Below are 14,760 nucleotides of genomic sequence, written 5' to 3' on the forward strand. Positions count from 1 at the left end.
ATAACACGAATACCTCTGTTTTTTTGGTAAACACGCATGTTTTTCTGTGATTCAAATACAATATTTTGCAAATAAATATAGTGAATGGCATACTTATTTGTATGTTTTATGGGAAGAAACAGAGGTAATCCAGTGTCAGCAAAAGATCGAATTCAGTCTATTAAACAAATGGTCACTAACGATAAAAAAGTTACCGTGGTGAATTTGAGTACTATTTTTAAGGTGACCGAAGAAACAATCCGTCGTGACCTTGAAAAGCTTGAAATGCAAGGTTTTATTACGCGTACTTATGGTGGTGCAGTTTTAAATGCGAACGGCATTATTGATAATGTTCATTTTTATAAAAGAACCAAGTCGCTCCATGAAGAAAAGCAGACTATTGCATTAAAGGCACAATCCTGCTTAGAAAATGTAACCACACTGGCGGCTGACTCAAGTACCACTGTGATGGAGTTTTTAAAACTTTTAAGAGATAGAAGTGACATCACAATCATGACTAATTCAGCGGAAGCTATTCATGAATTAGCGACCGCTGAGGTAAACCTTGTTTCCACTGGTGGTGAGTTAAATAAAACGTCGCTTTCTATGCAGGGTGTCATGACCAAAGAAGCTATTAGCAAACATCATGTCGATATTATGGTGATGAGTTGTAAAGGGCTTGATATGCAAAGTGGTGCGCTCGATTCTACGGCCGCGGAAGCAGATGTTAAAAAAGCAATGATCAAACAGGCATCTGAAGTTGTACTTTTGGTCGATCACTCTAAGTTTGAACGTAAGGCCTTTGTTAAATTGGTGAACTTTGACAATATAAATTATATTGTGACTGATAAATCTCCTGGGAATAAATGGATTGAGTTTTGCGACAAAAATAATATAAAGCTAATATTTTAATGTGATTGTTTAGGCGCCCTATCCTTAATGACTACATTGTTATATGTCTTAGTATGATTAGTTTATTAAAGCCGCGATTTGATTTCCATTTGTAAATAGAATAATGGTAATTTGGTTTGGCAATTTTATTAATAATAAAGTTGCCAGTAATCATGCTTGCTATTGGCTATAAATAATATATTTGTCAATAGCGTACAGAGGTATGTAATATGAATAATGTTGGCCATATAGGGGCGCGGCTAGACCGTATCCCTTTCTCAGTTTTTCATTACGAGATATTTGGTATTATTAGTATGAGCTTGTTATTTACCGGCTTTTTAAGTTATTCGGGAAATATCGTTTTGGCTGAGCTGGTGAGTAATGGCTGGTCGAATAATTACCTGAATGCCGCCTTCACCTCGGCCTTAATGGCGGGCTACTTTATCGGCTCTGTCGCCGGAGGGTTTATTGGCGATAAGCTTGGAAGGCGCAAAGCTTTTCGTATGAACTTACTCATCGTTGGTATATCAGCAATGGCGGCATCATTTTCTCCAGATATGTACTGGTTGATTATTTTCCGCTGTTTGATGGGGATCGGTATGGGTGCCCTGATCATGGTTGGTTATGCGTCTTTTGTTGAGTTCATCCCCGCTAACGTAAGGGGAAAGTGGTCTGCTAGGCTTTCTTTCGTAGGGAATTGGTCACCTGTGATATCGGCGTTGATTGGCGCAGTTGTGATTTCATATTTTAGTTGGCGGTTGATGTTTTTGTTGGGTGGGGTATTGATGTTGATCGCTTGGTATTTATCCGCGAAATATTTTATCGAATCGCCACGATGGTTGGAAGGAAAAGGCAGGGGAGAGCAAGCTGAAAATAACTTACGGAATATTGAGTTACGGACAGAGATTAAAGAGAATATAAAACTTAGCCATTGTGAACGGGATAACTATTATTTAGAAAACGTTAGAGGAAGTGATTCATTTTGGAGCCTTTTTAAAGGAAGTATGTTAAGGCGAACATTAGTTGCCATTACCGTTCTGGTTGCGATGAATATATCTTTATATACGATCACGGTTTGGATCCCAACCATTTTTGTTAATTCTGGCATTGAAGTGACAAAATCAATTGTGATGACTTCGATGATTATGTTGGGCGCTCCTGCAGGTGTGTTTTTCGCTACTTTAACAATTGACAAATACCCTCGAAAACTTTTTGGCTCTAGTTTACTCATTATCATTGCGGTTATGGGATATTATTATTCGCTTCAAACGAGTGAATTAAAAATTATTGTATGCGGACTTGTGATGGTTTTTTTCCTTTATATGTATGTATGCTTTTCTTCGGCAGTTTATATTCCAGAGTTATGGCCAACGCATATGCGATTACGTGGATCTGGGCTTGTGAATGCTGTTGGCCGATTTGTTGCTGTTATTGCGCCTTATGGGGTGGCGATGCTGTTGACCGATTATGGCTCAAAAACGGTTTTTGTTGTATTAGGTGCTATTTTAATTTTATGCGCTTTTTTGTTGCTTGTTTTTGGTATCGAAACCAGAACGGTTTCGTTAGAAAAAATTTCTCAGTTATAGCTTGATTGGATAGACTTTCATCGTCCTCGTTGAGCGTGAAGTAAAATGACTGGTGACAACTAGCAGGGTCGTAAAGAGTCACTGAGTTTTATTTTTCAGTTCATTGACTATGAATCTGAAAGTAAAAACACTAAAGGTTGCCGGAGGCAGCCTTTTTTGGATACCGTTGTTTGATTTATTCAAACCTAGAATATATGTGTTTGTTAAAGATTTAATGGCAATGCGCAAGTTGGCATGGTGCGCTGACCCATTTTATAGTTCGTCGCCGGAAAATCTGGCGCTCCTCGCTTCGGCGATGCTGCAGTCGGTGAGATGCATGAGCTCGGCTAGTGTGATGTTGTGGTTTTCTTGCACTAATCGTTGTAGTTTCACAGCAACGGGCTCTAATTGCGCGCCATATTTCTGAAGCCCTTGTTCGATTTTGTGAATCAGATACGCACTGGCTGATGGTTGCTGCTGTTTAAGGGCTTGCGAGAGTTGTTGTAATTGCGGTGCTTCGCCAGTCACTAGCCAGTTTCTTGAGCGGCGAATACGTTTAATTTGACAGCTATAAATTAAGGCGACTTGTTTGGCGAGTTTGACTTCGTTGCCACCGATTTGGCGGATTAAGGAAGGCAGTTGGATATCAATTGTGGTATCGGTCATCGATAGAATTCTGCATGCAATTCAATTTAAATTCAAATTTCTGTCCTTTGGCTTGGCGTGAATAGTTACTGCGCTGGTCGGTTTGGATGATTCGATAATATGCTCACCGATAAAAATCACTGAGTTTAGTGTTTTTGTCGGTGAGTGATACTTTTTAGGCGAGTGTTAGGTTTTGCATTTTTTGCTGGAAGTCCAGTAGCGGATCGAGAGAAAAGTCTGCTTCTACCGAAAAAGTAAAGTCTCTAAATTGAGTTTGTACTTGTAATGTTTTTAGGTAGCTGAAACGAGGGTGCTCACCGAGAGACATGCCTTTGATGAGTCGCCAAGGGATGAACAAATGCTCAACATGATAATCGGTACGTTTTTCTCGAATGATATCGGTCCCCCAATTTGAGATCATTAGATCATGGCCATCACTCATAAATAATACGTCTTGCATTTTGTATCTAAACAGCCGAGCTAATAAGTGCTGGAAGCCTTTGGTCAGTTCTTCGTCGAGGGAACGTGAGGCTTGAAAGGCTAATATACTCACGGGTTCGGTGATTGCTTCACGTTGTAAAAAATATTGATAGACCTGGAGTTTAGCCCCCTTAACGGGTTCGTGCTGAGTCAGCGCTAACGGCTGGCTATGTTGATGCATCGCGTCTCTGATGATGTGAAGTGCTTTGGCGGCAATGTTTACCGACACGAGGCTGTAGTCAATATGGATGCTGTGGTGCCTTGAAAACAGCTGCAAATGACAGGACAGTAAGTCACCGCTGTGAACTATATAGTTGATGTCGGCATAGTCCAGAGCCTGTTCTTGTAATTCTGCAGCCTTGTTGAAACTAAGTACGCGGATCCTGTTAGCCTCTAGAATCACCACACTTTGATACATCAGCATGCCTGGCTCTAGATCCCGCCGAGCTTGGTCTACCGGAACTTTGAAGCAATATTTTGCGGCTAAGATCGCTTGTTGGTAGTGCTCAAATTGCGGTGGAATGTCGATGAGCGCCTTTACCTCCATCATCCAAGGGCCATATCTTCGGTATTCAAGGGTTAATTTATCCATTGCCGTTCTCCAAAACCATCAGTGGTGCGTTAAATGAACCTAGCAAGTTGCTTTAAGTTTAGTTCAAGCGCATTAAGATTGACGGGCTGAGTGTTTTGTCTGCAATTAGTCGACACAAATTTGATCTAAATCGTCTACAGCGAGGCTATGAGTTTTAATTTGGCAGGGGCGGAGGCGAGCCGAAAACGAGAGCAGGCTGAATACCAGGCTACTTTGGTATTCAGCGCTGATTGTTCGATTTATTCCGCGCTGAGCAATTGTTGTAGTTGCTGGCGTTGCTGCTCAGTCATTTGTGTTTTATTTAAAAATGGCATGTCTTTGCTTACGGTGGCTCGAGCAATAATACGTTCTTTCCAGCGATCAATGTCTTGCCAATGGTCCAGCATCACTCCTCCGGGGGCTGTGGTAAACATGTCATCATTTGGGGTGCGGCTATGACAGGAGCTGCAGCGCTGCTGAATAATTGCACTCGCCTGTTGTTGAGCACTGGTTAAGGCATTTTGCTTAACCGTCGAGCTGGCGGTGCTTGCTGCGTTTAACTGCGATCTGCTGCCAGTCCAGCTGACGAATATAGCTAACAGTAGTAAACCGATAGCACCACTCACGATGATGCTGGGTTTATCAATGCCTTGATGTTTCAGATTGAAGAAGTGACGGATCCAGGCACTTAACCCGATCAGGGCACAGAGGATTAACCAACTATAGTGATGTTGGTAAATCATCGGATAGTGATTACTGATCATCAAAAAAATCACCGGCAAGGTGAGGTAGTTATTATGTACCGAACGGCGTTTCGCCTCTAAACCGGGGGCAGGATCAACCGCCTCTCCGGCACTAACTTGGGCCACCATCTTGCGTTGTCCGGGAATAATTTTTACCCACACGTTGGCAACCATGATTGTGCCGATAAGGGCGCCCATGTGAATGAAGGCGCCGCGGCCACTAAACACTTGGCTAAAGCCATAACAAAACAGTGCCCCCAAGACCACTAAAATGACGCTCAGTAATAGCGGTTTTTCGGCAATTGGCGAGCGCAGCAAGCCTTCATACAGTAACCAAGCACCAGCGATCCCACCAATACCAATGCTCACTGCTTGGCCAGCACTTAACATCATCACTTGAGGGTCGATTAAATACGCCTCGGCTCGCAAGTAGTAAATCCAAAATAACAGTAGGGTGCCGCTCAGCCACGTACTGTAGGCTTCCCATTTAAACCAGTGTAAATGCTCGGGCATTTTCTCTGGCCCCACCTGGTATTTGGCAACCTCATAAAAGCCACCACCATGCACCGCCCACAAATCCCCTTTAATGCCTTTTTTTAATTTCCATTCCGGTGGCGTTCTGAGATTATTATCTAACCAGACAAAGTAAAAACTCGCGCCAATCCAGGCGATGCCAGCGATCACATGAAACCATTTAATAAACAGAGCTAACCATTCGTAAAGCTGTGGCCACATAGACTAATTCCTTTTGTTATAAACTTCTTTTCCCGCAATATAGCTTGCCGCAATCAGTCGATCGTCGCCTAAAATATTGATGGCAAATAATTGTTCGCTCAAGTGATTACAGCGGGCGATCCGCTGACTCAGGATGGGCGTTGCGTGCAAATCGATTTCGATAAAGTCGGCTTCGCTGCCGGGGTTTAAATTGCCGACCCACTGCTCAATGCCCATGCTTTGGGCGGCGCCTTGAGTACATAAATACAAGGACTCGAAGGCGCTTAAGCTGGTCTGTTGCATCTGGCAAACCTTGTAGGCATCGGCCTGATTGGCAAACATACTAAGGCTGGTCCCCCCTCCCACATCACTGGCGAGGGCGACCGACACACCATTCTCCTGGGCGCGGTGATAGTTAAACAGACCGCTGCCTAAGAACAGGTTGGAGGAAGGACAAAAGCTGATGGTTGCTCCGGTGTCGCTTAAGGCCCGATACTCGCGGTCGGTGAGGTGGATACCATGGCCAAATAACGCTCTTTCTCTCACCAGTCCGTGCGCCTGATAAACCGATAAATAGTCTGAATGTTCGGGAAACAGCTCATTAATCCATTGCACCTCTGCGGTATTTTCCGATAAATGGGTTTGAATAAAACTGTCGGGATGTTCCTTGGCTAACTGACCCGCCTTCGCCAATTGTTGTTCGCTGCTGGTGGGGGCAAAACGCGGAGTAATGGCATAGAGTTGGCGGCCATTATGATGCCAGCGCTCCAATAATTTTTTACTATCGCGATAGCCCGACTCAGGCGTATCGCTGAGCGCCTCGGGGCAGTGTCTGTCCATCAATACCTTGCCACAGATCATGCGCGCGTTATAGGACTCGGCGGCTTCAAAAAAGCTATTTACCGATTGAGGGTGCACGGTTGCATAGACGCTAGCGGTCGTGGTGCCGTTGGCAAAGAGTTGCTGTAAGAAAAAGTCGGCCTGACCACGAGCGTAGACGGCATTGGAAAACTGCTGCTCGGCAGGAAAGGTATAAGTATTTAGCCAATCCAATAGCTGCTTGCCGTAGCTCGCAATGACTTCAATTTGTGGGTAGTGCACGTGGCTGTCGATAAGGCCGGGCAGGAGTAACCCTGTATGTTGTTGTACTTCGAGCTCTGGCTGATTTTTTAAATAATCTTTGGCATCACCGAGGTAGAGGATCCGACCTTGCTCGATCACTAATACACCGTCTTCGAGATAGCAGTAATTATCGTTAGGGTTGCTGGTTGACTTGGGGAAATGCAAAATTTTTCCGCGGTGAATGCTTGGTTGCATCTTAACTCCCTCGATAGGTGGAGTAGCTAAAGCCGCTGAGCAGCAAGGGTATGTGGTAGTGCGGTTGCGACGATTCGCTAATAAAGACCACCTCAGCTTGCGGAAAGAAGCATTGGCCAAAGTGTTGTTGACAATAATCTTCGGTCACAAAACGCAGGCAATAACGGCCAGCTTCTAATTCGAGTGAGGCAAAGCTGAAACGCCCATCGGCATTAGTCAGTCCTTCGGCCAAGCAGTCGGTTTCGCCAAAGCGAAGTAGTTGGACTGGAATGTGAGTCGCTGGTTGGCCGCGACTGGTATCTAAGACATGACAACTCAAGGTGCTCAAAATAAATTCTCCATTCTAATATGGCTGATTTGCTGTTGTTGTTCGGCGGCGGTGAGCAGTTCCTGTTCGCGACTGCGGCCGAAACGCTGTTGCAACAGTGCTAACATGGTTTCGGCGGATTTTCCGCTGGCACAAACGATGAAAATAAAGCCATAACGGGCTAAATATTGTTGATTTAGTTGCAGTAACGCTTGCAGCGTCTGCCGTTGAGCATCGCCGACTTGTGCTTGCTCGGCTTGACTTAAGTGTTTGCCGTGGCTGTACTTTTGTTGTAATGAGGCGAGATCGCCAATCATTGGGTGACCGGCAAAGGCCTCCAGCCAATCGCTCTCTGCTAGTTGAGCAAAGGCTTGTTGAGCGCTGTCAATAAAATGTGCTTTGCTTCGAAAGGGGCGAGCTTGTTCTAGCAAGTTTTGCCAGCGGCGGCTGGTACAAACATTGGCCATTTCATTCTTAAATTGATGACTATTTTGTTGATTGAGCAAGCTTAAACGCTCGGCGATTGAGGCTGAGCTTGGCTTAATCATGCTGAGTTTCTCCACGGAGTTGTTGGCGCAAACGATTACTCGATTGCCATTGCTGCTGACGCTGTTGTTTACGATTTGACATGGCTTGTTCTGAGGGCTGCAGATTGAGTCGCTGGATGAGCTGGGCACTGATCGATACCGCCACTTGCATCGGCAGTTTTCCACTGACTTCGCTTAGGCCGATCGGACAGCAAAGTTGCGCCAGGCTGCTGGGGTCGCTCAGTTGTTCTTGCAGTTTTAGGGCAAACCGCTGCGCCTTGGTTTGTGAACCGATCAGCCCGACAAAGGCAAAATCTTGGCGCTGTAGGGCGGCCAAACAGAGCTTGAAGTCCAAGCTGTGGTCTTGGCTTAAAATCACCAAATAACTATTGGCGGGTAATGAGTCGACATATTGTTCAGGTTGTGGGTGATAGTGGGTGCTTACACCAATGACCGCGATTGAGTCTAACCAATCTTGGCGATTGTCGACCACGGTGACTTGATAGGGCAGCTGGCTGAGTATTTGGCACAATGCATGGCTGACATGGCCAGCACCAAAGATGTAGATCCGAGCTTGCTCAACTAGAAAGTACTCAAATAAGACCTGCACCGCACCGCCGCAGCACTGCGCTAAGTCGGCAGCCAGTGAGAAGCGCTCAATTTGATTGTCTTGTTGGTCCAACTTGAGTTGTTGACGAGCATGCTTAATCACATTTAATTCTAAGTTTCCACCGCCGAGGGTATCAAATTGTTGTTGGCTCGAAATGACCATTTTACTACCCGTGGATCGTGGCACCGAGCCAGCCTCGGCCAAGATCGTCGCAATACAAAAAGGCTGCTGTTGCTGCTTTAATAATTGGCAGGCATCTAACCAATTGTTCGGCAATAAACTATTTGACCAGTTCTGCATCTTGCTGCGCCTCTTGATAAGCAAATTGCTGCTGACAAGCCATTAAAATACGTTCACCGGTGGCGGGGGCATCCAGTTGAGGCCTTAGTTGATGCTGACTAATTGCTGCAACCGCATCTCGAATGGCGCACCAGCTACTAATTGCCAGCATAAAAGGGGGCTCACCTACGGCTTTGGAGCGGAAGATACTATGTTCTGGGTTAGCTTGGTCGAACAGGGTAATATTCATTTGTTTCGGGTAGTCGCCAATGGTTGGAATTTTGTAATTTGCTGGGCTTTGGCTCAGTAAGCGCCCCGCAGTGTTCCACACCAATTCTTCGGTGGTTAACCAACCTAAGCCTTGAATAAATCCGCCTTCAATTTGGCCGATATCGATTGCAGGGTTAATGCTGGTGCCCACATCATGCAAAATATCCACTCTGTCTAAACTCATCTCGCCAGTGAGGGTGTCGATGGTAACCTCGCTGCAAGAGGCTCCCAGTGAGAAGTAATAGAAGGGGCGGCCTTCGGCTTTGTTTCGGTCATACCAGATTTTCGGCGTTTTATAAAAGCCGGTGGTGGACAAAGAAATACGCTGTAGGTAGGCCATTTGTACTAATTCGGCCCAACTTAAATGCTGTTCGCCGACTTGTACCTGGCCATCGCTGATGTGGATCTGCTCGGCGGGAATTTGGTAATGTTGCTCGGCGAAGTCCAGCAGCCGCTGTTTGAGTTCATTGGCCGCGTTGTGTGCTGCCATGCCGTTTAAGTCGGTCCCCGAAGAAGCCGCCGTGGGTGAAGTATTCGGCACCTTGTCGGTTCGAGTTGCGGTAATTAACACGTAGTTAGCTGGGATCCCTAAAGTTTGGGCGACAATTTGCTGTACCTTAGTATGCAAGCCTTGGCCCATTTCGGTGCCGCCGTGGTTTACCTGAACACTGCCATCGGTGTATATGTGCACCAAGGCGCCGGCCTGATTGAGATGCTGCGCCGTGAAAGAAATCCCAAACTTAACCGGGCTTAAAGCCAGCCCCTTTTTAAAGGTTGGGTTGTTTTCATTCCATTGTTTCACCTGCTCGCGACGGGCTCGGTAATCACAATTTTTTTCCAGTTGTTGCATCAGTTGGCGCATTGCCTGATGTTGCTCGACTGGCATGCCGTAGTGGGTGGTGCAATTGTCTTGCTGGTATAAATTAAGGTAGCGAACATCCAAGGCATCTTGTTGGGTGGCGATGGCGATGTCTTCCATCGCTTGCTCGATTAAGATCATCCCTTGAGGCCCACCAAAACCTCGAAATGCGGTGTGTGACACCATATCGGTTTTTAAACGATGTCCCACAACTTCGGCCTTATTTAAGCTATAAGCGTTATCGGTGTGAAACATAGCTCGGTCGACAATCGCATCCGAGAGATCTGGAGAATGACCACATAAGCCATTCACTTCAATCTTGGCGCTTTCAATCAGTCCTTGTTTACTTAAGCCCAGTTGATAGCGGTTGTAGAAAGGATGGCGTTTGCCGGTTGCTGCCATATCAATGCTACGAGGCAGTCGGATTTTTACCGGCTTACCGGTTTGCCAACAGCCCAAGCTGGCCAAACATGCCCATTGTGCCGCCTGGGTCTCTTTACCGCCAAAACCACCGCCCATACGACGCATGTCCACGGTCACCCGATGAAAAGGAATGTTGATGACTTCGGCAATTAATTTTTGTACTTCTGAAGGATGTTGGCTTGAGGTATACACCATGATGCCTTGATCTTCGGTGGGCAGCGCGAGACTTACCTGACCCTCCAAATAGAAGTGTTCTTGGCCACCAACGTTTAGCTCACCACTTAGTTGTAATGGGCTGGTGGCGAGATCGGCTTGATTAACGTTAATGCCCATTTGGTGGCTAGGTAACACGGTAGGTTCCGGGTTCCCCGCCACTTGGGCTTGTTCGGCAGTGATAATCGGTTGGTCATCGGCTTGGTATTGCAGCAAGTTATCACTGGCTTGCTTGGCGATGTGCCAAGCTTGGCGATGGCTGTGGGCTAATACCAAGGCGATGGGTTGTTGAAAGTAGCGGATCTCTGTCTCGCTGAGTAATGGATCACCTGGGAAAATTGCGCCAATATCTTGGTGGCCGGGAATATCGCCGCAACGAATAAGCGCTACCACATCTGGCTGTTGGGCTAAAGTGTCGAGCTGTTGTTCGCTGACCTTTCCCTTGGCGATGCTACTACAAATTACTGCACCATGCAGGCAACCCGATGGGGTGGCCATATCATCGACAAATGCGGCTTCGCCCGCGACTTGTTTGGCTGCGCTTTCATGAGCCATCGATTGACCGATTACTTGGCTGGGTGCGCTTTGGTGGAGTTGTTGAGTGGTGAGTTTACGCATAAGCCGCTAGCCTCGTTGGGAGTTGGTTACAGTATAAATGGAAGCGTTTTAATAGGTTTTGTACCAGTAAAACCCGATAACTGGCACAGGCTCGAACATCGTCAATTGGCTTCACATATAGCGGGACTTGTTGTTGTACTTGTTTCAGTTTTTGCAGATTAAATGGGTGACCGAGCAAACAAGCTTCCAGCTCGCTCAAACGGACCGATTTAGCCGCAACTCCGCCGGCTGAGATAATGCAATGACTGACCCTATTTTCTTGGTCAAACTGCATGGTGACAGCTAGCACCACGGTGGCGATATCATCTTCAAAACGCTTACTTACTTTGTAAATTTGATGTTTGGTGCTGGGCGCAAGATCGGGCAGATGAATGGCGCTAATCCACTGCTCTGGACGCAGTTGGGTTTGTCGGTAGCCGGTGATGTAATCTTCCGGCGCGTACAATTCAGTATTGTTGCCATCATCTAGTTCAATTTTGCCACTTAAGCTGATGAGTAGTGGCGCAATATCGCCAATTGGGGAGGCATTGCCCAGACTGCCGCCCAAAGTTGCGCGATGGCGAATGGTTAAACTGCCTAAGCGGGCAAAGATCTCATCGGCTGTGGGGTAATGCTGTTGCATAAAGGCGTGCACCTGACTTAGCGGCATTGCCGCGCCAATCCGCCAACCGCCTTCGATACGCTCGATAACCTTGAGGTCGGGCAAATAGGTGAGGTCAATAATCTCATCGATGCGTTGCATTTGCTGTGTGACTTCTAGGGCTAAATCGGTGCCGCCGCCGATCCACTTCGCGTCCGGATGTTGCTGGCGAAGTTCGGCCAATTCTCGGCGCGAACGCGGTTGCCAATAATTATCACTGGTCAGGCTCGGGCATTCGGCCATCCAATGCTGTACGCCAGTTTCTCGTTGGCGAATATGATCGGTATGTTGGTTCGCGGTTGCTGCCACTTGTTTGGCAGCTTCAATGAGTGGGCCATAACCAGTACAGCGACATAAATTGCCCGCAAGAAATTCTTCCGGATGCTCAGGGGCAACCGATTGGCGTGATAGGGCATATAAAGACATCACAAAACCGGGGGTACAAAAGCCGCATTGGCTACCATGGTGGTCAACAATAGCCTGTTGTACCGGGTGCAAATTTTGGCCTTGCTTTAAATACTCAACGGTAATCACTTGTTTGCCGTGTAATGAATGTAGGGGCGTAATACAGCTGTTGATTTGTTTATAGCTGAGCTTGCCGCTGAGATCGATTTCTACCATTACCACAGTGCAGGCACCACAATCGCCACTGGCACAGCCTTCTTTGCTGCCCACTAGGTTTTGACGCTCTCGCAGAAAGTTTAGCAACATGGTGTCTGCGGCTTGTTGGCTTAAGCTAATCTGTTGATCATTAATCATTAGCTGTAACATAATCTCTCCTGCCTATTAAAACTATTTAGTTGTCCAATCGGTCAACTTTTTGAGCAAATTTTTTATTCTTGTACGCTATCTATTGTTCTGGCGTTGGTTCACTGCGATAAGCATAAGTGTCGGCAAAGCGGGATAAAATCCATTCCCCAGCGGTGACCGTGGGATAGCGACTGCTTTCGCCTTCGGCTAAACATGAGTCGAGTGTGCTTACTTCGGTATCGAAGTTCGGTTCAACAAAAAATGGCATCGAAAAACGGGTGGTTTGTTGGCTAGGGCTGGTTACTCGATGAGGTGTCGACTGATAGCAATCGTTGGTCCAGCGTTGCATTAAGTCACCAATATTCACCACGTAGCTGTTTTCTACAGGGCTGGCATCAATCCATTGGCCGTGTCGGTCTTGAACCTGCAAACCACCGATTTGATCTTGATAAAGTAAGGTAATGCAGCCGTAATCGGTATGCGCTCCTGCGCCATTTTGCTGGCCCTGTTGTGGGGGATAATGGATTAAGCGCAATACACTAATTGGGCAAGTAAAACTCTTCGTGAAAAAATCCAGCGGCAACTTTAAAGCCAGCGCCATGGCTGACAAAAGCTTCAGAGCGACCTGTAAGCTGAGCTCGTATTGTTGTTGCATCAATTGGATAAAACCCTGTAAATGCGGATATTGATTCGGGCCGTACAATTGAGGACAACGAGCTACCTGTGGATGATAAGGGCTTAAGTCTAGCGCCATATCGAAGGTCTCTTTAAAGTCTTTTGGACCGTTGGGGTCGAGCTGCTCGGCGCTAACTTGTCCCCAGCCGCGGTGATTGCTGGAGTGCTGGATACTAATCTGCTGTTTTATCGCCTCTGGCAGCGCAAAAAATTGCTCGGCCATGGCTTGTACTTTGGCGAATTGTTCGGCTGGAATGCCGTGACCTACCACATAAAAAAAACCAGTATCACGACAGGCCTTATCTATGGCGTCGGCCACGGTTTGCCAATCTTTAGGATTGGGCTTATCCAAGGCTGAGATGTTGATGATGGGCAGGGTTAGACTCATGGCATGTTCCATTGCTGTGGTTGAGGTTTAAGCCGCTGCCAAGGTTTTGCTTTGGCAGCGGTATATTGCAGTGTGGATATTGTTCCTATTTAGGAATGCTGGCGTCGATCCCTTCGACGTACCACATCACGCTCGCTAGCTCTTGGTCGTTCAGTGATTTACCTGCAGGGATCACTTCTTTACCTTGGTTGTCTTTGATTGGTCCAGTGAAAGGATGGAAGGCGCCGGAACGGATCTTCTCTTGAGTATCGCTAATCGCTTGTTTTACGTCTTCCGGTAAGTTTGGATTAACCGATGTGATATGTAGCAAGTCTTCAGCAAAGCCGCCCCAGTAATCTTCAGACTTCCAAGTGCCATTCATCACTTCTTCAACGGTGCGTATGTAATGCGGCGCCCAGTAGTCACGCACTGAGAACATGTGAGCAGTTGGTGCAAAGTGGCTCATGTCTGATGCTTGGCCAATGCCTTTCTTGCCGCGTTTTTCTGCTGCAATTAGCGGAGCAGGGCTGTCGGTGTGTTGTAAAATAACATCTACGCCTTGATCCATTAATGCGTTGGCTGCGTCGGCCTCTTTACCTGGATCATACCAAGTATTGGCCCAAACGATTTTAATTTTAACATCTGGGTTAACACTTTTAGCGCCGAGATAAACCGCGTTAATATCGCGAATGACTTCCGGAATCGGGAAGGAGGCAATGTACCCAATCACATTGGATTTTGTGGTCATGCCTGCCGCAACCCCAGAAACATAGCGACCTTCATACGTTCGTAGTACATAGGTCGAGACGTTTTTAGATCGCTTGTAACCTGTTGCATGTTCAAAGCGTACATTTGGGAATCGTTTGGCGACTTTCAGGGTGGGGTTCATGAAACCAAATGAGGTGGTGAAGATCAGTTTATGCCCCGATTTCGCCAATTGAGTGATCACTCGTTCAGCATCAGCACCTTCAGGTACGTTTTCCACAAAGGTGGTTTTTACTTTACCTGCAAAGTGTTTTTCCATTTCGATACGGCCTTGGTCATGCTCGTAGCTCCAACCATGGTCTCCGACCGGACCTACGTAAACAAAGCCCACTTTGAGTGGTTCGTCGGCCGCGTTAGATGCTGATGATAGGATGCTGGTGAAAGCCAATGCTGCAGCAGCCATCCATTTATTTATTTTCATGAAGAACTCCATTTCATTATTCAACGGTTGTGGTTGTCTATTTGTAATACCGAATAGCGATAGCAAAAAGCTGGCCACTTGGTCATGTTTTTTGATTTAAGTCAAAAAAGTAGATTAACACAAGCTTTGTT

Annotated in this window: 13 protein-coding genes; 2 read left to right on the forward strand and 11 right to left on the reverse strand. The window is 46.6% G+C overall.

The genetic code is table 11. From position 1 onward, the window contains the following. Window positions 1–132: 132 nt before the first annotated feature. Both ACRRSW_RS07745 and ACRRSW_RS07750 read left to right on the forward strand, forming a co-directional pair. Window positions 133–891, forward strand: a complete 759-nt coding sequence (locus ACRRSW_RS07745) for a DeoR/GlpR family DNA-binding transcription regulator (RefSeq protein ID WP_432453782.1) — start codon at window positions 133–135, stop codon at window positions 889–891. 209 nt (window positions 892–1,100) lie between these two features. Then, the gene (locus tag ACRRSW_RS07750) at window positions 1,101–2,456 is read left to right on the forward strand and encodes an MFS transporter (protein WP_432453781.1); all 1,356 of its coding nucleotides are present in this window, start codon (window positions 1,101–1,103) and stop codon (window positions 2,454–2,456) included. 252 nt (window positions 2,457–2,708) lie between these two features. Here ACRRSW_RS07750 and ACRRSW_RS07755 read toward each other — a convergent pair whose 3' ends face one another. The 11 genes from ACRRSW_RS07755 to ACRRSW_RS07805 all read right to left on the reverse strand — a co-directional run bounded on the left by ACRRSW_RS07755 (window position 2,709) and on the right by ACRRSW_RS07805 (window position 14,629). After that, window positions 2,709–3,101, reverse strand: coding sequence for a ribosome recycling factor family protein (locus tag ACRRSW_RS07755; RefSeq protein ID WP_432453780.1), 393 nt, complete (start codon window positions 3,099–3,101; stop codon window positions 2,709–2,711). A gap of 154 nt (window positions 3,102–3,255) precedes the next feature. Continuing rightward, complete coding sequence (locus ACRRSW_RS07760) at window positions 3,256–4,152, reverse strand: hypothetical protein (RefSeq protein WP_432459025.1); 897 nt, start codon at window positions 4,150–4,152, stop codon at window positions 3,256–3,258. A gap of 239 nt (window positions 4,153–4,391) precedes the next feature. Beyond that, window positions 4,392–5,609: a urate hydroxylase PuuD gene (locus tag ACRRSW_RS07765; protein WP_432459026.1), complete on the reverse strand. Its 1,218-nt coding sequence runs from the start codon at window positions 5,607–5,609 to the stop codon at window positions 4,392–4,394. Window positions 5,610–5,612: 3 nt separating this feature from the next. Further along, window positions 5,613–6,905 carry a guanine deaminase gene (gene guaD / locus ACRRSW_RS07770; RefSeq protein WP_432453777.1) on the reverse strand — a complete coding sequence of 431 codons (1,293 nt, stop codon included), beginning with the start codon at window positions 6,903–6,905 and terminating at the stop codon, window positions 5,613–5,615. 1 nt (window position 6,906) lies between these two features. Next, a complete protein-coding gene (gene uraH / locus ACRRSW_RS07775; protein WP_432459027.1) occupies window positions 6,907–7,233 on the reverse strand; it encodes a hydroxyisourate hydrolase in 327 nt (108 codons plus the stop codon). Further along, on the reverse strand, window positions 7,230–7,760 hold the full coding sequence (gene uraD, locus ACRRSW_RS07780) for a 2-oxo-4-hydroxy-4-carboxy-5-ureidoimidazoline decarboxylase (RefSeq protein ID WP_432453775.1): 531 nt from the start codon (window positions 7,758–7,760) through the stop codon (window positions 7,230–7,232). The genes uraH and uraD overlap by 4 nt, the downstream gene beginning before the upstream one ends. After that, window positions 7,753–8,649, reverse strand: coding sequence for a xanthine dehydrogenase accessory protein XdhC (gene xdhC / locus ACRRSW_RS07785; protein WP_432459028.1), 897 nt, complete (start codon window positions 8,647–8,649; stop codon window positions 7,753–7,755). The genes uraD and xdhC overlap by 8 nt, the downstream gene beginning before the upstream one ends. After that, window positions 8,630–11,011: a xanthine dehydrogenase molybdopterin binding subunit gene (gene xdhB, locus ACRRSW_RS07790; RefSeq protein ID WP_432453773.1), complete on the reverse strand. Its 2,382-nt coding sequence runs from the start codon at window positions 11,009–11,011 to the stop codon at window positions 8,630–8,632. Before xdhB ends, xdhC begins: the two co-directional genes overlap by 20 nt. Next, window positions 11,004–12,422, reverse strand: a complete 1,419-nt coding sequence (gene xdhA / locus ACRRSW_RS07795) for a xanthine dehydrogenase small subunit (protein WP_432459029.1) — start codon at window positions 12,420–12,422, stop codon at window positions 11,004–11,006. Before xdhA ends, xdhB begins: the two co-directional genes overlap by 8 nt. Window positions 12,423–12,501: 79 nt before the next feature. After that, window positions 12,502–13,464 (reverse strand): isopenicillin N synthase family dioxygenase, encoded by a 963-nt coding sequence (locus tag ACRRSW_RS07800; protein WP_432453771.1) that lies wholly within the window; start codon window positions 13,462–13,464, stop codon window positions 12,502–12,504. 85 nt (window positions 13,465–13,549) lie between these two features. Further along, entirely contained in the window at window positions 13,550–14,629 is a 1,080-nt protein-coding gene (locus ACRRSW_RS07805; protein WP_432453770.1) for a BMP family ABC transporter substrate-binding protein, read from the reverse strand. Window positions 14,630–14,760: the final 131 nt, after the last annotated feature.

Origin of the sequence: Agarivorans sp. QJM3NY_25 (assembly GCF_050870875.2) — a bacterium.
Taxonomy (GTDB): Bacteria; Pseudomonadota; Gammaproteobacteria; order Enterobacterales; family Celerinatantimonadaceae; genus Agarivorans.